Below are 23,007 nucleotides of genomic sequence, written 5' to 3'. Positions count from 1 at the left end.
TTGTTTTAGTGTCAAAAAGGCATTAGTATTCAACTTAGGACACGACTTTGATAATTTCAATGTTAAGCGCAGCAATGCTATATATTGTTTATCAAAGTAGTAATACAACAAGGACCGTTGGAGATACACAATGCGCACTACCTTTCACTTGAAAACCCTTGCAGTAGCAATCGCTACTCTTTCTGTCGCTAGCATGACTAATGCTGCTGGTCTTGATCGTTCAGGCCAAGATGTCACTGCTTTCTTTCAAGATGGTACCTATGCAGAAGCCGTCTATACTTATATTGATGCTGATGTAAGTGGTTATGATAGTGCTAACACTAACCCTTCTCAGAATGACTACGTACGTGGTGATAAGACAGGTGATATCGCTGAGTCTTATGACTTTTTCCGCTATGGCGTAAAAGCTGACATTAACGATACCTTTAGTATCGGCCTATTATACGATGAGCCTTTCGGTGCAGCTGCTGAATATACTCAAAGTAACTTCGTCTCACAAGGAGATGTTGACGCCTCTATTGCTTCTATTACCAATGGATTAGTGCCAAGTCTTGCAGCTGCAGAGGGTGCAATTGATAGTCTTGCCCCATTCGATGGTTCTTTACCTGAAGAGCAGCAAGCTCAGTTAGATAGTTTGCGTGGAGCAGTGGCAGTAGCACAAGCTGAAGCAAGTACCGCGGGTGAGAATACTAATGTAGAAGTTCGTAGCCAAAGCCTAACAGGGATTTTGGGCATGAAGTTTGGTGCCAACAAAAATTTCCAAATTTATGGTGGTCCAGTTGCACAGCGTACTCAATCTGAAACAAAATTACGCGGTTTAGCTTATGGACCTGCTAGCGGTTATACTTCAAACAGTAATCCTGATATGGACTATGGTTATATAGCAGGTATTGCTTATAGTAAGCCGGAAATTGCATTAAAAGCTGCTTTAACTTACCGTTCTGAAATCGATCATGATATACAAATATCCGAGTCGTATCCGTTAGTAGCTATTAGAGCTATAGCAGCAGGAGCTACTCCAGAACAAGCAGCTGCAGCAGCAAATAGAAACAGCAAATACGAAATTACTACTCCTAAATCAGTCAACTTTGATTTTCAAACAGGTATCAACCCTACAACATTAGCAACGGCAAAAGTACGCTGGGTACCGTGGAGTGATTTTATTATTACACCACCACTTTATAATGATACTAGTAAAATCAGTTATGGCCCTGATGGACTGAACTTGGTGGAATATAAAGACGACCAGTGGATGGTAGAGCTTGGCTTAGCGAAACGCGTAGCACCAGCACTTGCTATTAGCGGTACCATTGGTTGGGACAGTGGCGCTGGTGACCCAACTACATCGTTGGGCCCAGTTGAAGGCTACTATAGTGTTGGTCTTGGTGCCAAATATAACGTCACGGAAAACTGGGCAGTATCGGCTGGTGGTAAGTACTTATGGTTCGGTGATGCAAAAGGTCAGTTACCTAGTGATAAAATCGTTGGTGATTTTCAAGATAATGATGGCTATATCGCTGGTGTGAAGCTTTCTTATCAAGGGAAATAATCTTTCTATATAACTGCTAAACAATAAAAAAGCGACCTATGATGGGTCGCTTTTTTATGGGCTTTCTATTACCTATTTGACCGTAAGTTCTCAAATATAGATAGAACAGCAAATATAATCTTTATAGTATTAATTCATATAGCACGACTACATTTTATTTGCCTAGTTTAGCTTAGTGTCCATATACAGCAAATACCCTTGCATTTAAGAACCTATACGCACTCGTACCTTACCGAATGAGTTGTTAATAACGTAGCATACTTGAGGTACACAAGGAAAAGATCTAAATAGATAATCAAATGTGATATTAAGAAAAGAAGTATTGTTGATAAAGGCTTACTTCGTAAAAGTGAGCAGCAGTTGGAATGCCAAATAGGCTAGGACAATCTGGCTTAGTATATCCATCACAGAGCTATCCATACTACTGTCTCATTGATCATAAGTTCTCTTTGTTTAATACTGTAGTAGGTTAAATATACTAAATCGTTACTCATAAAAAAACCTCGCCAATAATGACGAGGTTTTTTTATAACAATAATCTTAAGATATTACGTAAACTTATTTGTTTAAGTTTAACTCCATCTCTTTGTACTTAGCAGAAACTGAAGGTCTTGGGCCACCAGTCATGATACTAACGGCAAAGATAGCGATAGTACTTAAGATAAAGCCTGGAACGATAGCATATAACCAGCTATTTAGTGCCATACCATCTACTTGGAAAGGACCATAAATCCATAGGATAACAGTCAACGCACCAACAACCATACCAGCAACAGCACCATTACGGTTCATACCACGCCATGTAAGGCTGAAGATAACCAATGGACCAAACGCTGCACCGAATCCTGCCCATGCATTAGAAACTAAGTTCAATACTGAGCTATCTGGGTTAGACGCTAGCATAATGGCAACAATAGCAACGATGATAACTGAGATACGACCAACCAATACTTGGCGAGCTTCTGGTGCATCTTTATCAAAGAATAGTTTGTATACATCTTTGGTTAGAGAGCTAGATACAACCAATAGCTGTGATGAGATAGTACTCATAATTGCCGCTAAAATAGCTGCTAATAGGAAACCTGAAACCAATGGGTGGAACAAGAACTGAGTGAATACTAAGAAGATAGTCTCAGGATCATCCAACGTCATCGCAGTTTTTTGTACGTAGGCACGACCAGCAAAACCAGTCATTAGTGAACCAATAAGACTCACAACCATCCAGCTCATACCGATATTACGTGCAGTCGGTACATCTCTCACTGAACGAATCGCCATAAAACGTACGATAATATGCGGTTGGCCAAAGTAACCTAAACCCCATGCCATTAACGAAATAATACCGATGACACTCATACCGCTAGTAACGTCTAAAAGGGTAGGGTCGATATTTCTGACGGCTTCTGTAGTGGCTGAAATACCACCAAGATCAGTAAAGGCAACGACAGGTACGATTACCATGGCAAACAGCATGATGACACCCTGTACGAAATCGGTCATAGATACTGCTAAGAAACCACCGAATAGCGTATAAGCCACAACCACACCAGCAGTAACCCATAGGCCAGTACTATACGATAGATTTAGTGAGCTTTCGAAGAGTTTACCACCACCTACAAGACTTGCAGCGGTATAGACGGTAAAGAATAGAATGATGACCACGGCTGAGATGACGCGTAGCATGTGCGACTTGTCTTCAAAGCGGTTGGCAAAATAATCGGGTAGGGTGATAGCGTTGTCAGCCACTTCGGTATAAACACGAAGGCGAGGTGCTACGATGAGATAGTTTAATAATGCACCTAATGTCAAACCAAGGGCAATCCAAATACTGACAACACCATCGGCAAACATATAACCAGGTAAGCCAAGTAGTAACCAACCTGACATATCTGATGCACCTGCAGAAAGTGCGGTTACTGCTGGGCCTAAGTTACGACCCCCTAACATATAGCCTTCAGTATCATTGGCTTGCTTAAAATAAGCGTAAACACCAATCCCAATCATCACTAAGAAATAGGCGCCGAGTGATATCAGCACGCCACTAGAAACTCCGTTCATATAAGTTGTCCTTAACCAACATCGTTGGCTGTAATTATTTTTTAACTATAAAAGTTCTGTCCTACAAGGCGATGTTCAAAACAATATTTAAAGACAAAAAAAGCCATTAATTGAGACATAATGGCTTTTTTCAGTATCTTCTGTAGTTTTATATGATTGATGTTGTTCTATGGCTAGCACTCATATAGAGATAGAGAACAACGGGAACATCGCATTCCACTTATCTATTGTTATTGCTCGCATCTGCTATTTATATATGAGTATTAGCAACCTACATCATCAATCTAAACCATTAAACCTACTGTTAACCATCATATCTTACTAGAAGTATTCAATATATGACTATCAGTGTCCTTGTGGTAAATTTTTGTTATAAAAACAACGTCAAGCGTATTATAACGCATGAGAGATACAAATGCGAATAGGCAGAATTTATATATTATTATATCCAGCGAGTCTTATTCAATAGGCGCCAGTAAATCTAAGAGTGCAGTGACACTGCTAGATTGTGTAAGCTTTGGATTAATGACCACACCTAGATAACGCTGTAGCTCAATATTGTCTGCCATATCAATACGTTCCAAATCTTGGCTGACCATCGTTTGAGGTAGTACTGACCAGCCAAGACCGACAGAGACTAGCATACGAATAGACTCAAGCGGGTTGGTGCTCATCGTGGCATAAGGCTTCAGATTGTGCTTGGCAAACTCAGCCAAGGTAATTTGACTGGTAAAGGTATTGGCAGAAGGCAAAATGGCAGGATAGCGCGCTAACTGCTCCAACGTCACATTAGATTTAGTAGCCAAAGGTGATAGCGTACCCGTCATAAAATAAAGAGGGTCTGACCAGAGCGTGTGATAAGTTAAGCGCTTATCATATACAGGAGGTAGAGTTACAAAGGCCAAAGACAAATCACCATCTAGTACTGCTTTATGAGCTTTTTCAGAATCTACGAAGTGTACTTCTAACTGAACAGCTGGATAAGCTTGAATAAAGTGTTTAAGGACAGGTGCTAAATGATGTAGGCCAATATGATGGCTAGTACCAATGACTAACTTGCCAGAGACGATATGCTGAGAATGCTGTAAGTTGATTTTAAAGTTCTCATAATCTTCCAGCCAACGCTTGGCATGAGGTAGCATTTCACTAGCCGCTTGAGTAGGTACAATTCCACGTCCTACCGTATCAAACAAGGTAATGTTAAACTCGTCTTCTAAGTTTTTGATACGTTTACTGACAGCAGGCTGAGTGATAAACAGCTTTTCTGCAGCGCCTGAGATACTGCCAGTGTGCATAACGGTAACGAATGTCGTCAAGTTTGTGGTGTTCAAACGAATGTCCTTAGCTACTCTAGGAGCTATAAATAAAAGTTGGCTGACCCAATCACAACGTATTAGAAATAAAAGTTTGCGTCTGGTTAAAAATCATCAATTATTATTATAGGATTTGCCTGCTATAATCACAAGACATCGAGGCGTATTGTGACATATTTATTCTAAAAAATTGGCTATTTACCTTTTAAAACGTATTTTAAGCGTTAATTTTAGTCATATGTTGGGTCTCATAAAGAAATAATATTTAAATTTTAGATACGACAGTAATTATTAAACATTATAGATAGACATAGCATTTACATAGAATCTTAGCTTGGCAATGTGCAAATAAGTAAAAATTAAGTAATTAGTAACCTATAAAGGATAGCAACATGGCTGGTCAAACGTTATATGACAAACTTTGGAACGCTCACGAAATCACTAAGCGCGACGATGGTTCGAGCCTGATTTATATCGACCGCCACCTGTTGCACGAAGTGACGAGTCCACAAGCATTTGAAGGGTTGGAGTTGGCAAATAGAGCGCCATGGCGTCTATCGGCTAACATTGCCAGTCCAGATCACAATGTGCCGACCGTCACAAAAGAGCGCTTAGAAGGAGTACCGGGGATTAAAGACAAAGTATCACGCTTGCAGGTTGTCACGTTGGACGATAACTGCACCAAGTTTGATATTGCTGAATTTACTATAAATGATGCGCGTCAGGGAATTTTGCACGTGGTCGGTCCAGAGCAAGGTTTGGTCTTGCCGGGTATGACGGTTGTTTGCGGTGATTCGCATACAGCGACCCACGGAGCACTTGGTTGCTTGGCTCACGGTATCGGAACCTCCGAAGTTGAGCATGTATTGGCAACGCAGTGTTTGATTCAAAAGAAATCAAAAAATATGCAGATCCGTGTCACTGGTCAACTTGGTGCTGGTGTCACTTCAAAAGATGTGGTGTTAGCTATTATTGCAAAAATCGGTACAGCAGGTGGAACAGGACACGCGATTGAATTTGCAGGTCAAGTGTTCGAAGACATGAGTATGGAAGGTCGCATGACCGTCTGTAACATGGCGATTGAAGCAGGCGCGCGTGTCGGTATGGTTGCGGTCGATGAAACGACGATTGACTATGTTAAAGGTCGTCCATATGCGCCAAGCGAAGCACAATGGGAACAAGCGGAAGCCTACTGGCGTACACTATATTCAGACGATGACGCGGTATTTGATACTGTGGTGGAAATCGACGGTAGTCAGATCGCACCGCAAGTATCTTGGGGTACATCGCCTGAGATGGTGGTAGATATCACGCAATCTGTACCGACACCAGATCAAGCCATTGATGAAGCTCAAGAAGAAGGCTGGTTACGCGCTTATACTTATATGGGGCTAGAAGCTGGTCAGAAAATTACGGATATTCAACTTGACCGTATATTTATTGGTTCATGTACCAATTCACGTATCGAAGATTTACGTGATGCGGCAGCGGTAATCAAAGGTCGCAAAGTTGCTGATAACGTAAAGGAAGCGATCGTTGTTGCAGGCTCTGGACAAGTGAAACTGCAAGCAGAAGCAGAAGGCTTGGATACGTTATTTACCGAAGCTGGTTTTGAATGGCGTGAGCCGGGCTGCTCAATGTGTCTTGCGATGAATGCAGACAAGCTTGAGCCGCAAGAGCACTGTGCCTCAACGTCTAATCGTAATTTTGAAGGTCGTCAGGGTAATGGTGGTCGTACGCATTTGGTAAGCCCAGCAATGGCAGCCGCCGCCGCGTTGGCAGGTCATTTCGTGGATGTTCGTACATTTTAAGACTGATAATAAGTAGCTGACATCATGCTTGTATGAACGATAAATATATGAGCATGGTGTCAAAATGGTAAAAAATTATTTACTGTCTAATACGCTTATCAAGATCATCAGCCAGCAAAAATATAATTGATAGGAAATTTTATGCAAGCTTATAACACCCAAACAGGTATCGTTTGCCCGTTAGATCGCGCAAACGTCGATACCGACCAAATTATTGCAAAACAGTTTTTGAAATCTATTAAACGTACAGGTTTTGGCGTAAATCTATTTGACGATTGGCGCTATCTTGACGAAGGCTACCCTGGTCAAGACAACAGTACACGAGTCATCAATCCAGAATTTGTATTAAACAAACCACGTTATCAAGGTGCTACTATCTTGCTAGCACGTAGAAACTTTGGTTGTGGCTCTAGTCGTGAGCATGCACCTTGGGCGTTATCAGAGTATGGTTTCCGTACGGTAATTGCGCCAAGTTTTGCAGATATTTTCTACAATAACTGTTTCAAAAATGGCATGTTACCAATTGTGTTGGATGAAGCGATTGTAGATACGTTAATGAAGGCAACTTTTGATAACGAAGGCTATGAGTTGACCGCGGATCTTGAACGTCAGGTCGTTATCACACCAACTGGTGAAGAGTATGCCTTTGAAGTAGATGCCTTTCGCAAACATTGCTTGTTAAACGGACTGGATGATATTGGTCTAACCTTGCAGCAAAGTGATGCTATCAAAGATTATGAGCAACAAATGATGCAAAAAACACCGTGGATATTTAACGACGTAAGAGCGTAGAGGGTCATTCTATAATCTACTGCTAATAAAATATGAGTAGTCGCAACGCAGCGTTGAGTTATGGCGGTGAACTGTCTAAAATGAAGAATAGTTTTTCACTACATTTTATTATCTCTCTTGAATAGTAGCCGCCATTATGAATACAAAACGTTATGCTCTATGGACAAGTACCATTGTTGCTGCAAGCTTATTATTGTCAGGCTGTCAGCTATTGACGGGCTATCAAAAAATAGATGAAGCAGAGAATGCCGAGGCATGGGTGGGTAAAATTAAACCTATCGCTGGTGAAGTAAATATTGCATGTGTGGGTACATATCATTGCGAAATTGTGCAGATAGATAAAACACTCATTATCGCGCCCAACAGTCACGAGCCAATCAATCCTCAGATTATGACATCCTTACCACGTCAAGAAGGTATGGCGAAAACATCGATGAATATGGATATGACACCACTCGTCAATAAAAATGCCATAAAAGTTGTGCCGTTAGCGCCTTCTAGTATGCCAGGATTGACCAACTACTATGCACGAGTCATGCCTGCCAAACACGAGGTTCATGTTAATTTCTATCCAGAAAATAACATGGGTTATGTTGAACGCTTTGCGATGATCCATGATTTCACTGAAGCAGGTACCTATCAGTTACGTGCTTATCAAAAGAAAAGCAGTGAAAAATCAGGTAGTCTATTGGACACAGCATCACCTGAGCCTTTATGTATTGAGCTATTGCAAGGCACTCAAGTACAGCGCCGATTCTGTAAGCAACTAGACGCTGAGCATCAAGGTGAGTTTGTAGAGACTGGTATGGCCAAAGCAGTAACATCAGCACCTAAAGCCAAAAAAATGGCAGCATAAAATATGAGTATAAAAAGCTCGACAATATAATTAACCAATAAAAATATTTCCAAAAGGATCAGTATGGCAACGATTTTAACATTAGCGGGTGATGGTATTGGCCCTGAAATCATGACCCAAGCCATTGACGTGCTCAAAGCTGTCAATGATAAGTTTTCACTTGATTTAACGCTTGAGTCTGGATTGATTGGCGGTGTGGCTATTGATGCAACTGGTGAGCCTTTGCCAGATGAGACATTGGCCCGTGCTCGTGCCGCAGATGCGGTATTGCTAGGTGCGGTCGGTGGTCCTAAATGGGATGCAATCGAGCGTAGTAAACGCCCTGAGCGCGGTCTGTTGAAAATCCGCGGTGAGCTTGGTTTATTTGCTAATCTACGCGTAGCCAAGCTCTATCCACAGTTGGCTAATGCCTCAAGTATCAAACCGGAAATTATCTCAGGTCTAGATCTATTGATCGTCCGTGAGCTGACAGGCGGTATCTATTTTGGTGAGCCTCGTGGTATCCGCACACTAGAAAATGGTGAGCAGCAAGGCTATAACACGATGGTGTATAGCACAAGTGAGATTCAGCGTATTGGTAAAGTTGCCTTTGAATTGGCAAAAACGCGTGCGCAAGCAGCAGGTACAGCAGCTAAGGTATGTTCAGTTGATAAGGCCAATGTATTAGAAGTCACCGAGCTGTGGAAACAGACGATGATCGAGATGCAACAAGCTAACTATAGCGACGTGGCGTTATCACACATGTATGCTGACAATGCTTGCATGCAGTTGATTAAAGATCCTAAGCAGTTCGATGTTATGGTGACAGGTAATATGTTTGGCGATATCCTATCTGATGAAGCTGCGATGTTGACAGGCTCTATCGGTATGTTGCCATCAGCGAGCTTAGATGAGTCAGGTAAGGGTATGTATGAGCCGTGTCATGGTTCAGCACCTGATATCGCAGGACAGGATAAAGCCAATCCATTAGCGACTATCTTGTCTGTTGCTATGATGCTGCGTTATACGTTCAAGCAAGAAGATGCAGCACAAGCAATCGAGCAGGCAGTTAGTGATGTGCTTGATGATGGTTTACGTACGCTAGATATTTTAGATAGCAGCGAAGCTGGACTTAAGCAAGTAGGCTGTAAGGAAATGGGTCAAGCGGTCTTGGCCAAACTTATATAACTTAGCCCAAGTTTGAAGGCCGTTCCTATATAATATTTTCCATAGTCTAATCCCATATGTTTTATACCCATAAATTGCTGAGCACTTTATGGGTTTTTTATACTATGTGGTATACAACCATGCCTCACTGTAAATAAAATCTTGTATTCGTTCACTCTATTAACAAATGCATAGTAGGAATAGTTAGTTATTAACATAAAGCTGTTAGGGAATAGTGGTAGGGCTATGGCAATATATTTCTATGATAAATTTTTCGATATTTTTCGATACATGGTAATTATTTAGGGAGTTTTTTTATGTCTCAACTACTTAAGGTTGGCAGCCTTGTTATAGTGATGGGTACAACGTCTGCATTATTAGTGGGTTGTAGCAGCAATGCTAATAATGCTGAAAATAGCGTACAAACGACTAATGAGAGCAAGTCATCCAATAGTGGCATGACAGATCATAATAACAATGCAGGCACCGAAGCAGAGATGAATACTAGTAGCAATCAATCTACTAGTAACAGTATCGATGCTGATACGATGGACAGCAGGATGACTGATAGTAACGACATCAGTCCAGTAACCAACGGTGTTAGTCAGCAAATAGATGGTAATAGCAAAGCAGCAGATTCGCTCAATGAATTACTACCTAAGATTACATACAGTACAAAAGAGCTGTCAGATACCGCTAAAAAAGTGAATCAAGCGACATGGACAGCTGACACTAAAATTGATCGCAATGTCGGGACTAAACTGCAAGCGCTACTGAACTGGAATCATAGTGGCGTTGGTGCAGTTGATGGGTACTGGGGGAAAAACACGCGTAAAGCCATGCAAGCTTTTCAAAAGGCTCAAGGATTACCAGTAACCGAAGCGGTCAATGAAGAAACGTGGCAAGCATTGAATAAGAATTCCACGCTTACTTCACAGCCTGTATTAGTCAGTTATCAGCTGACAGATACTGATGTGAATATCAAAACTACCCAAATTCCTGCTAGTGCTGAAGCCAAAGCCAAGCTAGAGGGTATGTATTATGAAAGCGTCCTTGAAGCCTTGGGAGAGAAGTTTCATATCAGTCGTGACTATCTCAAATCGCTTAATCCTACTGCCAATTTTACGGCTGGTGAGACTATCACGGTATACAATCCAGGCAATCCTAACACTACACCAGTGAGCCGCGTGGTCGCTGATAAAAGCACGCAAACCCTCTATGCGTACGACGACAGTAATAACCTAGTTGCCAGTTATCCGACTACAGTAGGTAGCACAGCCACGCCTTCACCAACGGGTACGCATCAGGTAAAAGTCAAAATTCATGAGCCTAATTATACTTACACTGGCGATAATGGCGAAAAATCTATTATCCCTACAGGTCCTAATAATCCTGTTGGCTTGGTATGGATCGGTCTGAGTAAACCCTCGTATGGCATTCATGGATCACCAGATCCTGAACGTATTAGCCGTCAGGCATCAGCAGGCTGTGTTCGCCTCACCAATTGGGACGCGCTTAGCCTACTCGGTGTTATAAAGAAAGGTGCCACTGTTGAGTTCAAGTAATTCATAAAGGCGAAACAAAAAAATACCGCTGAATTTAGCGGTATTTTTTATGGTAAAACAAACAGTCCATACTAAATGACTAAAACAGTGATAGGCAATAATGAGCAGATTAGCGTTTTCATTATTATTATCAGTTAAACCACTCAAGCGTCTATATCAGCTATCAGCGATAACGTAGCCATTTGATTGTTGACTGCCTTTTACCAGCGTCAATACTTCCACAACCATATTGATTAGTAAGTATTTAGTTTTTACCACGGTAGGTAATGCGGCCTTTAGATAGGTCATAAGGTGTCATTTCAACTTTAACCTTATCACCTGTCAAGATACGAATATAATGCTTACGCATCTTACCAGAGATATGCGCAATGATTTCGTGCCCGTTTTCTAAACGAACTTTGAACAAAGTATTAGGAAGGGTATCAATGACTTCGCCTTCAAATTCAATAATATCGTCTTTTGCCATAATTTGTATCAATCAATTAAAAAATAAGCCCATATTATACGTAAGTTAGCGTATTAAAGCAATACGAACCTGCTTTTTACTTGACAGCATGTGAGTGATATGTATGTCAAATTATATCGATTTAGTCAGGTAGATTTAACCAGACAGGCGTTAGTGGTGCATCTGGTAATAAGCTTTGAAAACGTTCAGGATAATAGGCATTGATAAAATATAGTCCATCACCTGAAGCGGTAGGTGGTGCAATCGTTCGATCTTTTTTGTGCAAAATATTCAAAAAATCTGCTGGTTCTAGCTCATGTCTACCAATGGCATATAATGTACCCATCAAATTGCGAACCATATGATGTAAAAATCCATCTGCTTGTATATCAAAAACGATAAATTGACCATGAGCAAAAAGGTTGGCATGGCTAATCGTACGCACCGGTTGATTGGATTGACAGGCCGCAGCACGGTAACTGCTAAAATCGTGTGTACCGACGATATCGGCTGCTGCTTGCTGCATGGCTTCTAAATCAAGCGGATCATAGATATGAGTTACTTGATGATTTAGTATGGCAGGGCGCTGCACTTGATTGAGCGTAATATAACGATAGCGACGAGCAATAGCACCAAAACGCGCATGAAAATCAGCTGGCATGGGTTGTACCCAGCGTAGAGCAATATCATCGGGAAGTAAGCTGTTTACACCACGCAACCAATTATGAGTAGGGCGATACGCATGAGTTGTAAAATGGGCAATCATATTGCTAGCATGTACACTGGCATCAGTACGCCCAGCTGCGATGACTTCTACAGGCTCATTGGCCACTTTGCCGATAGCTGTTTCTAAGGCTTCTTGTACGCCCAAAACCTCTCGTTGTCGTTGCCAGCCATGATAATGAGTTCCTAAGAACTCAATAGCAATCGCTAAAGTGTAGGTTGATTCAGTTTCGATAATTTCAGTCTCAGACATTAGGGTTTCTAAACTTATAAAATGGGAATTAATTAAAAGGTGCTTATCGCTTTTTGATGCTAGTGCCAGTTTGATTGACGTTATTTAACCAACGCTGTCTGCGTCTTGCTGGACTATCATAGCGAAGTAACAACCATAGTAATCGGGCATAAATAGCAGGTATGGTCAAACGCCCACCAGCAATGACATGATGCTCGTACTGCCAACTGCCCGCCGCATAGCTGTCGCTGACGCCGCCAAACGGACATTGACTGGCTGATATCACCATATGTCCATGTTCATGAGCAAGGGTCAGTGTCTCTGCTAGTGCAGCTGAATAAGGGATGTTACCGGCGCCAAATCCCAATAGAATAATGCCACATGGTGGCTGCGACAATAAAGCTTGTAGCTGGTTGTTTATCATCGAAACATCGTTAGGTAGGCAATATAGCGCATGAACACTCGCGTTTTCAGCGCGTGTTTTAATACTGGATAGCAAGTCTTGTTGATCATCAAGCCAATGTTGCCTACGCGTGTCAGGTAGATTTTTTATATAGCTATTGGCTGGATAAGCGGCGCGAGAATGACCAGTAAATGCCATCAGATCATGACTGTGAATTTTCTGTACCGTTTGAGCAGGCCATGATTCGCCGCCAAAACTAACCTTCACACCTGATTCACCAGCAGCGGCTAGTTTTAATGAGTCGGTGAGATTGCCCCAAGCATCGCTATGTTCATCGATGTTATAGGAGTGCAATATTTCACTGTCTAATAATGGACGCATACTTGCGGTCAGAACAATACAAATATCACTACCTGCAAAAGCTTCTGCTAAAAATGCGCCTAAGTAACTCAACGTATCCGTGCCAGTGATGAGAACAAAGCGTCTATCACCTTTGGCATAAGTATTTAGTAGTAGTTGATAGAAATGCGTAAAATCACTAGGAGTAAGCTGGCTGCTGTCTTTGATCAGGGTGTTTTCTAACCATGAGACTGTCGGTAAGTTATTCGTACTGTCTTGGGCAGATAAAAGTTTTTGTAGAGTAGGCAAAAACACTTCTGCTGATAATGGCGCTAAAGGTCTGCCATAGCTACCAAAGGTACCACCAGCATAAATCAGTTGAATAGGATCGGATAGATTTTTGAGCATAACAGAAGATGGCATAGTATCAACACAGTAAACAAGTATGGAAGAAAAGAGGTACTGGAGAATTGAGCAACGATGGCTAAAGGGTTTAATAATAGATAGTATTAGAGTTAAATGCAAAAAAAATCAGCAAGCATCCCGTGATTAGGAAGTACTTGCTGATGAGAGACTAGACGATTAACTACGCAGTACGTTCAAGTAGTAACTGTGCTTGCTGTTTCTGTTCACTGTTACCTTGAGCTATCACCTCATTGAGTAGACGCTTTGCACTGTCGTATTCACCCAGTTGTAGATATTGCCCTGCCAAATCTAACGTGACTTGATTACTATCTAATGACTTTACAAAATCAAAATCTGCTGCGAACCGTGATGAGAATTCTTCGGCTGATTCAGTATCTTGAGTTGGGACAGGGCTTTCGGCCTCAACTGGTGCAGCAGTAGACACTGGGTCAGTGTCCGATGGAAAATCAAATAGAGAGTTGGTATCATCAATATCAAAATTATCGTCTATTAGTTTACTATCGTCGAAGACCAATGGTTCATCAGGTACGACATTCGATTCTTCGACATCGCTAACATCATTAACCTCGATATTATCATTGAATAATGGTTCCTCGAGATTAATATTTGCAAAGTTGTCTTCTTCAAGGGTTATGCTCTCAGAAGTATTGTTTCCACAATCAGTATTTTCTAGAATGAAATTATCAAAACCACTGTCGTTTTCAGTCGTAGATAGGTCGTCATTAGAAACAGTATCGATGTCATCTAATGTATCTAGGTTGCCCAAAGATAAAGCAAAGTCATCTTCACCGTTTTGAAGAGCATCAACAGAGTGTTGTTCTGAATTCGTAGATACGTCATTAGTGACGACGTTGTCTTTGTCTGCATTGGCTGCTAAATCATCGAAGTCTAAGATAAAATCTTCTTCTAGTGCTGCTTTCTCATTGTCATTATGTGAGAGGTTAGTGTCTATAGATGATTCATTCGAAGTATCATCAAATGAATCAAAGTCAAAGTCAAACTCAAAGTCACTAAGATCGTTATCTTCGTTATTACTAACATTATCGTTAGCAGAGCTCTCTAAAACGTCGTTATCTACATTGTCTAACGGTATGACAGGCGTTTCACTTGTCATATTAGGCGCAGCGAAATCGTTCTCTAAATCGCTGAGAGTCAGATCAAAGCTATCATTCGGATTTTCGGTAATAGAACTAACATTATCGACTTTGTCTGATAACTCTAAGCTGTCGATAGGTTCATTTATTGCAGTATCGTTATTACTTTCTTCAATTGACTGGTGATCTACTGTATTAGTACTATCATTCTGACTAATAGGCAAATCGAAGTCGATAGCGTCAAAATCATCTTTGGCATTGTCCGTTGCCAGTGTTTGCGCAGCGGCAGGTTCTAATTCATCAAACGATAGATTTCTTATCTCGTCTGCTTGAGCGATAGTCTGACTGTCGTTATGATTTCTTATAGACTCATAAATATTATTAAAATCTTCTGGCTGATTTATCGTCGCGTATATGCTGAGTAGTTTAAGAGACAATGCACTGTTATGAGGTTTTTCACTTAGACCACGTTTAATGGTTTCGATCGCCTTGTCATAGCGCTGCTGATCCATAAAACGCTGAGCAATAGTGATATGGTCAAATTTATGGCTATTGCTGACATTAGTGTGGGTAGGAGTATCATAGTCTACTTTTGGTGATGGAGTAGGCGTATCTTTTCTTGCATTAATAGGCGAAGGTGATGACGATTTCTGCGCCTTATTTTTGCGCAAGAATAAAGCAGCCACTAACAGAATAAGCGCCAATCCGGCGATGATATATAGCATATTGTCCATAGTTATTCCTACGCCTGTGATCACAATCTAATGTATGAATCAGTTAGGCAATTATTGATTGCGTAATTTTTCGAGACGAGCCTGCAGCTCAGCCAATTTTTGGTTTTGTAATTGAATTTTTTTAGTATAACTACTAAGAGTGCTACTGGTACTTGATAAACGTTGGGCCTGTGATGCTGCTTGTTGCCGCGATGCTTTGAGTGTCGCTAATATATCTGTACTCAAACCATTCCCTGTGTTTGATGCCGCTTTTGCTTGAGTGCCATCTGCATTGCCATCTCGCCCGGGCGCAAGCACAGAAAATTGTGCTTTTGATAAGGTTTGTGTTTTAGTTGTCGTGGCTTTTTCAGGGCGTTTGGCCGCTTGCGTACTTATAGAAGGTTTTTTAAAAGGTCTTTGAGCTGTTTTTTGCACCGCCGCTGTATTTGCTCTGCGAATATACTGTCTTTGTGCATCGATGGCCGCTTCTAGATTTTTCTGTGATGGTATAACATCATAACTAGGCAAAATAAGCTTAGCATCTGCTTTTAATTGATCTGCGTCTTTATTGATAAAAGCATCAGGGTTTTGTGATTGAATTTGCTTCATCACGATGGAAGTATCTAGATTGTTTTCTTGCGCGATCTGCTGAGCAATAATCCATAGGCTATCGTTACGTTGTACTTGGTATTGATTGATTGTCGAGCTATCTGTTGCTCTATCATTTGAAGGTACATTATTGGTAGCGCTGTTAGGAGTTCTCGACGTTGTATTGTCAATAGAAGCCGCCAAGACGCTAGTATCATTTTTCTCAGTATTGCTTGCGATGATGCTAGTAGTCGGAGTAGATACGGGTGATGTGTCAGCATCTGTTTTTTTACGACTCGGCTGTATCTGCCGTGTGACTTGAATATTTAGAGTATCGAGTGGTTTATCAATCAATACTTTATCTAAGATTGGAGTGTTTTTAATACTTGCTTTGGCGTTATCATTGGCAACAACTTTCGTAGGTTCAGTGCTGTTATTCGCACTCAAAGCACTGCTATCTAAACGGTTCGATGAACTAAAGCCGTTATCAGTATTCTTTGCATTACTGATAGTGTTTTTTATATCAGAATCACTATTTAAACGCCCATTATCAAGCCGACTAGGTGCGTAAGTAAGATTGCTAGTCTGCGAAGTAGCTGTCACTATCGGAGCTTGTATGTTAGACACTGATCTAGAAATAGAAGAGTCAACTGTTGCTATGTTTGCTAGAGCTGGTTTATTTGCAGCAGCGTTAGATACTGATATTAGGGGCGGCGGTGCACCTTTTCTTACGGTTAACGGTTTTGCAGCGCTTGCAGAAACACTTGGTAAATTGAGTTTCTGAGTGCCTTTAACACTGTTCTTGGAAGCATTATTAATCGGTAGACTATCATTTAACGGCATCAATAATGTTTTTGGTACGACATTTTGCTGCCCATTATCATTGATCGACAAAACCAAATCAGCGAAAGGCTTTGACACAGGCTGTGATGTGCTGATTAATACCTGACCGCTGGTCGCTGAAGTTGCTTGAAAGCGCACCTGCATTGAATCAGTTGGCGTCAATCCCATCTGTTGATAGATAACTGGATTGGCCAAGCTCGCTGAAAAGTCAGCCGCTCGTATGTTGGTAACCACAATACTTGCGTTTAAAGGTTCATGCTGGGCTGAGCTAACCACTGTCTTACCGATAGTTGCCGCTTGTGCGCTTGGAATAATAGCGGCCAAACCTACAGAATAAAGTAATGCCATCGATACCGCGCGATGTACAGGAGTCAAGCGACGAGATAAATGACAAGACATGAGCAGTCCTTTACAAAATAAGTTATCTTTGCTGTTATAACAAAGTACGGTTTAGTTTACCAGTTTATTTCACAACTGTTGCGTCCAATGCATAAATGTTTATTTAATGTTCAGCTTATTTTCTTGTCAAGTAACATAGCATCGCCATAGCTAAAGAATCGATATTCTTTTTCAATAGCATGTTGATAGGCATGTTCAATCGCTGCTTTGCCAGAAAAAGCTGATACCAACATTAGCAACGTCGATTTGGGTAAATGAAAGTTTGTTAACAGTCGATCAATGACACCGAATTTAAACCCTGGATAAATAAAAATGTCCGTGTCCCCTGACCAACTAGAAAGTGCTTGCCCATTGATAGCTGTTTTTTGATAAGCCGTTTCAAGGACGCGAGTCACCGTAGTACCAATCGCGATGACCTTATTACCATTTGCATGCGTTTGATTAATTAGCTCAGCAGTTGCTTGTGGCAGATGTGCATACTCACTGTGCATAGTATGATTGAGTAGGTTGTCTGTTTTAACTGGCGCAAAGGTACCAGCGCCAACATGCAATGTCACAAAAGCAGTATTGATGCCTTTTTCTGCCAATTTATTGAGAACCAAGTCATCGAAATGCAAACTTGCTGTCGGTGCAGCGACACTTGCAAGCTTAGCGGGATCATGAAACACCGTTTGATAACGAGTATTATCAGTGTCATCGGCCTGACGTTCAAAGTAAGGCGGGATAGGTAGCTCGCCGTAAAGTTCTAAATCAGGCAAAATTGGCGCATCAAAGGCTAAAATAAACAAGTTGTCCTGACGACCAATCATCGCGCCACTCATATGACTATCGGCCAGTTGAAAACGTTGACCAAGTTTCAGTGCTTTGCTGGCTTTTACATGGCAAAGGGCAATATGTCCTTGGTTGACTGATTCATTATTTGAATCTTCTAAATGCAGTGTCGTTATATCTAAGTCTGAGACAGTAACCAATCGCTCAATCAAAACCTCAAGTTTACCGCCAGTATCTTTTTGACCAAATAGGCGTGCCTTCATCACCTTTGTATCATTAAATACAATCAGGTCTCCAGCATCTAATAAATCAGGCAACTTAGAAAACAAACAGTCTTCTACAGGCGTAGCATTTGTGTCAGTGTGAGCAGGCAAGTACAAAAGTCTTGAAGCAGAACGCTGCGCTAATGGATATCGCGCAATCAAACGATCTGGTAGGTCATAGTCGTAATCTTCCACGCTTAGATAATCTAAGACGTCACTGTTGTTATTGGTAGTAAGTGGGGCATTAGAATCGGAAGATGCAGTGTGAGTGTTGGTCATAATTAGTCTTTAAATGGATAGAAATTTTGGCATAATTGTAGCAGAAATACTGCTATAAAAGGTTGCTTTACTAAGTAGTCACCGTGCACAAAACATATTTGAATAGCCTAAGCAAAAGTAATAGTTTTTAACTGTTCTCATGTTTATTACGTTAGTCTTTGTTTATTTTACTCAAATAAATTTAATTGAGGCAATAGTTGGGCTGCAGGTGTCAATGACGAAAAAGTGACCCCGACTAATCGGATAGGGAGCTGGCGCGGAATATCTAAGAATAATTTGTCTAACCAGTAATGAGCAGATTCAGCACTACTAAAAGCGGTAGTCAGCGTGTGCGTACGGGTAATCTGAGTAAAGTCGGCATACTTAACCTTGAGCGTTATAGTATGAGCGATGAGATTTTTTTTGTGCAGTTGCGCGAAGGCATCCGCATTTTGTTCATAGATTTGTACACGTAACGCCGTGTCATCGTTTAGGTTTTCTCTAAAAGTAGTCTCCGAACCAACAGACTTATGCAGGCGCTCAGACTTGACAGCGCGTTCATCGCGACCATGAGCGATATCATGATAAAACTGTCCTCGCTTACCAAACTCATTAATCAATACTTCGGCTGACATACGGCGTAGATCAGCACCGTTAGTCACGCCCATCGCATGTAATCGTCTTGCCGTTGCTTTACCTATTCCATGAAATCGTTCAATAGGTAGTGTACTAATAAAAGCATCAGCGTCTTCTGGTGTGATAATAGCGGTGCCGTTAGGCTTATTGATGTCAGAGGCAATCTTGGCCAACATTTTGTTGAAGGACACGCCAGCAGAAGCAGTCAATCCTGTATGTTGCAATATTTGTGTTCTTAACCAATTGGCCATCAATGTCGCTGAGCCTTTATGTACCGTGAGACCAGTGACATCAAGATAAGCCTCATCTAGCGATAATGGCTCAACATGAGGCGTTAAGCTGTACATGATATTGCGAATATCGCTGCTAACAGCTCGATATACTTCAAAACGTGGTCTGACAAATATGACTTCTGGACAACGTTTGCGAGCCTCATAACAAGACATAGCTGAGCGCACCCCAAACTGACGTACCTCATAGCTAGCTGCTGCTACAACACCGCGACCATTTGGATCTCCACCAACAACTAATGGCTTGCCCCGTAACTCTGGGAAGTCACGTTGTTCTACACTGGCATAAAACGCATCCATATCTATATGAATGATTTTACGTGGATTGGATGCTGTAGGAGTTTTCATGATTAATATTTTACATCACTCAATACTTTTATTTCAGTATCGATTATTAAGCGGTAAAGGGGTTTTTCGAATATAGAACCATAAAATATGGCAATATACGAATAATTTATATATCAATAACTAAATATAGTGTAAGGTTAATAGTTGAAGAATAGACAGCAATTAGATGTTGACAAATACACCTTAGTGAACGTATGTTAACTGCATATATTCTAAAATATGCATACATTAAATATTATAGATTTTCTATACCGCCTGTCTGAATATTATCGCCTTCCATCATGAATATTATAGTTATATGTTACAGTTCTAATGCTATCGCTTTACAATATATTAACCACGATAATCAATAGTTATGAAAGTAATAAATGGTCTTTTATAGGAATTGTATTTACCTGATAAGACATTGTTTATAGCTGATACCAAACTTATGAATTGAATACTGGTAAATTAACTTTCTAAAAATATTAATGAGAAAGTTCAAGATAATTAAGGAGCTGATGATGAGTCATGAATTAAAAGGGAGCGATTTGACAAGAGCAATGTTAGCGCGCGGTGATGAAAATATATGGTGTGCGGTTTGTGATGAAAGCGATGAACAAGCGATGATGGATCAGTGTGGTAATGATTTTACCGCTTATATCGTATCGTTTAATGATGGATATTTTTATTGTAGCGCTGGCATGCCATGGAGTTATGCAGTACCGATTAAGATAAGCGCTGTTATGCCATTTGAAGTATCGATATAAATAAATTAAGAGTTTGATAGGGCGAATATAATAAGCACAAAAAAACCTCCGATAAAGGAGGCTAGTTTGTACTAAATATTGGTACCAGTGGTCGGACTCGAACCGACACGCTTTTAAAGGCAACGGATTTTGAATCCGTCATGTCTACCAATTCCATCACACTGGCATGTTAGGTGATAATAATTATTGACTAAATATTATCTAATTGGGCTACAGTGTTGACTGTATAGGCTGCGTATTATAGCAGCCTATTTACTTGCGTCAAGTATTATTTTATACAATTTTTTATTTATTCTACTGGTGCTAAATGGCATCATTCTAACCAACAAAGGCACGTTCAACTGCGTAATCTGCTTGCACACCCATGCGCGGTGAAACAGTCAGGCCGAAGTCATCTAAAATAGCAGAAACCTCAGCGTTAAATGGCATGCTGCCACAAAGCATGACGCGGTCGTCGTCTTTATTCATTGGCGGTAAACCAATATCTTCGAACAATTTGCCTGATTTCATCAAATCAGTGACACGTCCTTGGTTTCTAAACTCTTCACGTGTAACGGTTGGATAATAGATGAATTTTTCGCGATACCATTCACCAAAGATTTCGTCATTAGGCAGCTCATTTTCAAACATTTCACGATAAGCCAAATCATGAACGTGACGTACGCCATGTACTAAGATGATTTTGTCAAAACGCTCATACACTTCAGGGTCACGTGCTAGTGACAAGAAGGGAGCAAGGCCAGTACCAGTAGAGAGCATGTACAGGTTCTTACCTGGTAGCAGATCGTCCAATACTAGTGTGCCCGTTGGTTTTTTACTGACTAACAGCTCGTCACCTACTTTGATATGCTGTAAGCGTGAAGTTAACGGACCATCTTGAACTTTAATAGAGAAGAATTCTAAATGATCTTCATAGTTAGGGCTGGCAATTGAATAAGCGCGTAGTAGTGGCTTGCCATCAACAACAAGTCCAATCATCGCAAATTCGCCATTACGAAAGCGCAAGCCATCGTCACGAGTGGTTTTGATACTAAATAGAGAGTCATTCCAGTGATGAACCTCTGTGACCGTTTCGGTGCGAAGTTTTGACATAAAGTCCTCGTTAATAAGTTGTTATTTGTGTGTTAAGTTTGAATAGGTATTAAATCAGAATTTTCAATGTTAAATTGAACATTATAAAAACGTATCAGTCTTTTAATCGTTATCGAAACTGCTATTTTTATGAACGAGTAAATGATGAGTAAGCGCAATATAACTAGTTTATCAGCTTATATATAGCCAGCTATTACGTCATTAGACATAGTAAATTTGCGTCAACGATGACAGCATTACCGGTCATATCGCCCAAATGTAAATGACTCTCATCAAATTTCTTGCTCATAATACCAAACTTTAAAATAAAAATCCGTCTAGCAGTGATTGTCTAGCATGATAAAATGGAATATCGTTAGTGAGTAATTTTGTATCATTTGGCAAAACTGCCTTATCAGGGCAGTTTTGTATTACTGGAGTTGGTCTATGCTTGATGAGAATCCCCTGTTAGATAACTACCATCAAGCTCCTGTTATTGGCTATCATCGTGCCCCGCTGTCACAAAAATTCGGTGCGCCACGCCAGCCAAACCTGGTCGCTCTGACTAGTGTCATTGAGATGTTAGCGCCATATGATACGCCAGCTGCATTTGATGGTTTGGATAAGTTTAGCCATATATGGGTGAGTTGGCAGTTTCATCATAATTATCGATATAAAAACAACAATGAAGCCAGTAGTGACTTTCGCGCTCAAGTACGCCCACCAAGATTGGGTGGTAATCAAAAAATAGGGGTGTTTGCCAGTCGCAGTATGTATCGGCCTTCAGGGCTAGGCCTATCTGTCGTCAAGCTCGAACAAGTCAAAATAGTTCAAGGTCGTGTATTATTGATTATCAAAGGTGCTGATATGATAGACGGCACGCCAATCATCGATATAAAGCCGTATGTGGCCTATAGTGATGCGCTGATTCAGACGGAAAATGGTTTTGCACCAACTGCTCCAGAATTATTAAACGTGACCGTGACCGATGCTGCTAACGAACAGTTTATGATGCTAGTAAGCGCAGGCGAGCCTAGTGATGCTAATAACAATGATACAAGTATTAAAGACGCAAACACTGGATCGAATAGTGCGACAGTTGCGTCTACGATTCATCGTATACAAAATCAATTGATAACCTCAGATATGAGCATTATTAAAGAATTAATTGCCCAAGACCCGCGTCCAGCTTATCGACGGATAGAGATAGCCACGCCATTTGTTATGCGTTATAAATCCGTTGATGTGAGTTTTCAGTTGATAGAATCAGGACAGCTACAGATAACTGCCGTAGCTGCAATCTAACTGGCTTGCATCGATAGCGTT

Annotated in this window: 18 protein-coding genes and 1 tRNA gene; 8 read left to right on the top strand and 11 right to left on the bottom strand. The window is 40.9% G+C overall.

Features of this window, described 5'->3' with window-relative positions; genetic code table 11:
• Positions 1-130: 130 nt before the first annotated feature.
• On the top strand, positions 131-1,549 hold the full coding sequence (locus tag JMX07_RS05980; protein ID WP_201606849.1) for an outer membrane protein transport protein: 1,419 nt from the start codon (positions 131-133) through the stop codon (positions 1,547-1,549).
• 558 nt (positions 1,550-2,107) lie between these two features.
• Here the strand turns inward: JMX07_RS05980 and putP are convergent.
• Together putP and JMX07_RS05970 are read right to left on the bottom strand one after the other, a co-directional pair.
• On the bottom strand, positions 2,108-3,607 hold the full coding sequence (gene putP / locus JMX07_RS05975) for a sodium/proline symporter PutP (RefSeq protein WP_160020915.1): 1,500 nt from the start codon (positions 3,605-3,607) through the stop codon (positions 2,108-2,110).
• A 458-nt stretch (positions 3,608-4,065) separates the two neighbouring features.
• Entirely contained in the window at positions 4,066-4,938 is an 873-nt protein-coding gene (locus JMX07_RS05970) for a LysR family transcriptional regulator (protein WP_101205469.1), read from the bottom strand.
• A gap of 374 nt (positions 4,939-5,312) precedes the next feature.
• Between JMX07_RS05970 and leuC the strand changes: the two genes are divergently transcribed.
• The 5 genes from leuC (at position 5,313) to JMX07_RS05945 (ending at position 11,090) form a co-directional block, all read left to right on the top strand.
• Complete coding sequence (gene leuC / locus JMX07_RS05965; protein WP_201606848.1) at positions 5,313-6,731, top strand: 3-isopropylmalate dehydratase large subunit; 1,419 nt, start codon at positions 5,313-5,315, stop codon at positions 6,729-6,731.
• Between the two features lie 141 nt (positions 6,732-6,872).
• Positions 6,873-7,523: a 3-isopropylmalate dehydratase small subunit gene (gene leuD / locus JMX07_RS05960; RefSeq protein ID WP_201606847.1), complete on the top strand. Its 651-nt coding sequence runs from the start codon at positions 6,873-6,875 to the stop codon at positions 7,521-7,523.
• A gap of 136 nt (positions 7,524-7,659) precedes the next feature.
• On the top strand, positions 7,660-8,379 hold the full coding sequence (locus JMX07_RS05955) for a hypothetical protein (RefSeq protein WP_201606845.1): 720 nt from the start codon (positions 7,660-7,662) through the stop codon (positions 8,377-8,379).
• 63 nt (positions 8,380-8,442) lie between these two features.
• The gene (leuB, locus tag JMX07_RS05950) at positions 8,443-9,546 is read left to right on the top strand and encodes a 3-isopropylmalate dehydrogenase (RefSeq protein ID WP_201606844.1); all 1,104 of its coding nucleotides are present in this window, start codon (positions 8,443-8,445) and stop codon (positions 9,544-9,546) included.
• A gap of 296 nt (positions 9,547-9,842) precedes the next feature.
• Complete coding sequence (locus JMX07_RS05945; protein WP_201606843.1) at positions 9,843-11,090, top strand: L,D-transpeptidase family protein; 1,248 nt, start codon at positions 9,843-9,845, stop codon at positions 11,088-11,090.
• 244 nt (positions 11,091-11,334) lie between these two features.
• Here JMX07_RS05945 and infA read toward each other — a convergent pair whose 3' ends face one another.
• The 7 genes from infA to dinB all read right to left on the bottom strand — a co-directional run bounded on the left by infA (position 11,335) and on the right by dinB (position 19,861).
• Positions 11,335-11,556 carry a translation initiation factor IF-1 gene (gene infA / locus JMX07_RS05940; RefSeq protein ID WP_021814850.1) on the bottom strand — a complete coding sequence of 74 codons (222 nt, stop codon included), beginning with the start codon at positions 11,554-11,556 and terminating at the stop codon, positions 11,335-11,337.
• Between the two features lie 121 nt (positions 11,557-11,677).
• Complete coding sequence (truA, locus tag JMX07_RS05935) at positions 11,678-12,511, bottom strand: tRNA pseudouridine(38-40) synthase TruA (RefSeq protein WP_201606842.1); 834 nt, start codon at positions 12,509-12,511, stop codon at positions 11,678-11,680.
• 43 nt (positions 12,512-12,554) lie between these two features.
• Positions 12,555-13,655 carry an asparaginase gene (locus tag JMX07_RS05930; protein ID WP_201606841.1) on the bottom strand — a complete coding sequence of 367 codons (1,101 nt, stop codon included), beginning with the start codon at positions 13,653-13,655 and terminating at the stop codon, positions 12,555-12,557.
• 163 nt (positions 13,656-13,818) lie between these two features.
• The gene (locus JMX07_RS05925) at positions 13,819-15,486 is read right to left on the bottom strand and encodes a FimV/HubP family polar landmark protein (protein WP_201606840.1); all 1,668 of its coding nucleotides are present in this window, start codon (positions 15,484-15,486) and stop codon (positions 13,819-13,821) included.
• Positions 15,487-15,537: 51 nt separating this feature from the next.
• Positions 15,538-17,295: a peptigoglycan-binding protein LysM gene (locus tag JMX07_RS05920; RefSeq protein WP_201606839.1), complete on the bottom strand. Its 1,758-nt coding sequence runs from the start codon at positions 17,293-17,295 to the stop codon at positions 15,538-15,540.
• A 110-nt stretch (positions 17,296-17,405) separates the two neighbouring features.
• Positions 17,406-18,608, bottom strand: a complete 1,203-nt coding sequence (gene queA / locus JMX07_RS05915; RefSeq protein ID WP_201606837.1) for a tRNA preQ1(34) S-adenosylmethionine ribosyltransferase-isomerase QueA — start codon at positions 18,606-18,608, stop codon at positions 17,406-17,408.
• A gap of 167 nt (positions 18,609-18,775) precedes the next feature.
• Complete coding sequence (gene dinB, locus JMX07_RS05910; protein ID WP_201606836.1) at positions 18,776-19,861, bottom strand: DNA polymerase IV; 1,086 nt, start codon at positions 19,859-19,861, stop codon at positions 18,776-18,778.
• A 503-nt stretch (positions 19,862-20,364) separates the two neighbouring features.
• Between dinB and JMX07_RS05905 the strand changes: the two genes are divergently transcribed.
• Complete coding sequence (locus JMX07_RS05905; protein WP_057759343.1) at positions 20,365-20,610, top strand: hypothetical protein; 246 nt, start codon at positions 20,365-20,367, stop codon at positions 20,608-20,610.
• Positions 20,611-20,689: 79 nt separating this feature from the next.
• Here JMX07_RS05905 and JMX07_RS05900 read toward each other — a convergent pair.
• Positions 20,690-20,776 (bottom strand) — tRNA-Leu (locus JMX07_RS05900).
• 152 nt (positions 20,777-20,928) lie between these two features.
• The gene (locus JMX07_RS05895) at positions 20,929-21,702 is read right to left on the bottom strand and encodes a ferredoxin--NADP reductase (protein WP_101205461.1); all 774 of its coding nucleotides are present in this window, start codon (positions 21,700-21,702) and stop codon (positions 20,929-20,931) included.
• A 426-nt stretch (positions 21,703-22,128) separates the two neighbouring features.
• On the opposite strand from JMX07_RS05895, the gene tsaA reads away from it, so the two are divergent.
• On the top strand, positions 22,129-22,986 hold the full coding sequence (gene tsaA, locus JMX07_RS05890; RefSeq protein ID WP_201606835.1) for a tRNA (N6-threonylcarbamoyladenosine(37)-N6)-methyltransferase TrmO: 858 nt from the start codon (positions 22,129-22,131) through the stop codon (positions 22,984-22,986).
• Positions 22,987-23,007: the final 21 nt, after the last annotated feature.

The sequence above is a fragment of the Psychrobacter immobilis genome (genome assembly GCF_904846235.1).
Classification (GTDB): Bacteria; Pseudomonadota; Gammaproteobacteria; order Pseudomonadales; family Moraxellaceae; genus Psychrobacter; species Psychrobacter immobilis_C.
Note: the sequence above shows the minus strand (reverse complement) of the source record. Positions and strands in the feature narration are given on the sequence as shown.

What these genes read in the sequence shown, in the direction of transcription:
- tsaA (WP_201606835.1), top strand. Translation starts at nt 22,129, where the DNA reads ATGCTTGATGAGAATCCCCTGTTAGATAACTACCATCAAGCTCCTGTT.
- JMX07_RS05980 (WP_201606849.1), top strand. Translation starts at nt 131, where the DNA reads ATGCGCACTACCTTTCACTTGAAAACCCTTGCAGTAGCAATCGCTACT.
- dinB (WP_201606836.1), bottom strand. Translation starts at nt 19,861, where the DNA reads ATGAAAACTCCTACAGCATCCAATCCACGTAAAATCATTCATATAGAT.
- leuC (WP_201606848.1), top strand. Translation starts at nt 5,313, where the DNA reads ATGGCTGGTCAAACGTTATATGACAAACTTTGGAACGCTCACGAAATC.
- JMX07_RS05945 (WP_201606843.1), top strand. Translation starts at nt 9,843, where the DNA reads ATGTCTCAACTACTTAAGGTTGGCAGCCTTGTTATAGTGATGGGTACA.
- JMX07_RS05895 (WP_101205461.1), bottom strand. Translation starts at nt 21,702, where the DNA reads ATGTCAAAACTTCGCACCGAAACGGTCACAGAGGTTCATCACTGGAAT.
- infA (WP_021814850.1), bottom strand. Translation starts at nt 11,556, where the DNA reads ATGGCAAAAGACGATATTATTGAATTTGAAGGCGAAGTCATTGATACC.
- JMX07_RS05930 (WP_201606841.1), bottom strand. Translation starts at nt 13,655, where the DNA reads ATGCCATCTTCTGTTATGCTCAAAAATCTATCCGATCCTATTCAACTG.
- putP (WP_160020915.1), bottom strand. Translation starts at nt 3,607, where the DNA reads ATGAACGGAGTTTCTAGTGGCGTGCTGATATCACTCGGCGCCTATTTC.
- truA (WP_201606842.1), bottom strand. Translation starts at nt 12,511, where the DNA reads ATGTCTGAGACTGAAATTATCGAAACTGAATCAACCTACACTTTAGCG.
- JMX07_RS05920 (WP_201606839.1), bottom strand. Translation starts at nt 17,295, where the DNA reads ATGTCTTGTCATTTATCTCGTCGCTTGACTCCTGTACATCGCGCGGTA.
- leuD (WP_201606847.1), top strand. Translation starts at nt 6,873, where the DNA reads ATGCAAGCTTATAACACCCAAACAGGTATCGTTTGCCCGTTAGATCGC.
- JMX07_RS05955 (WP_201606845.1), top strand. Translation starts at nt 7,660, where the DNA reads ATGAATACAAAACGTTATGCTCTATGGACAAGTACCATTGTTGCTGCA.
- JMX07_RS05905 (WP_057759343.1), top strand. Translation starts at nt 20,365, where the DNA reads ATGAGTCATGAATTAAAAGGGAGCGATTTGACAAGAGCAATGTTAGCG.
- queA (WP_201606837.1), bottom strand. Translation starts at nt 18,608, where the DNA reads ATGACCAACACTCACACTGCATCTTCCGATTCTAATGCCCCACTTACT.
- JMX07_RS05925 (WP_201606840.1), bottom strand. Translation starts at nt 15,486, where the DNA reads ATGGACAATATGCTATATATCATCGCCGGATTGGCGCTTATTCTGTTA.
- leuB (WP_201606844.1), top strand. Translation starts at nt 8,443, where the DNA reads ATGGCAACGATTTTAACATTAGCGGGTGATGGTATTGGCCCTGAAATC.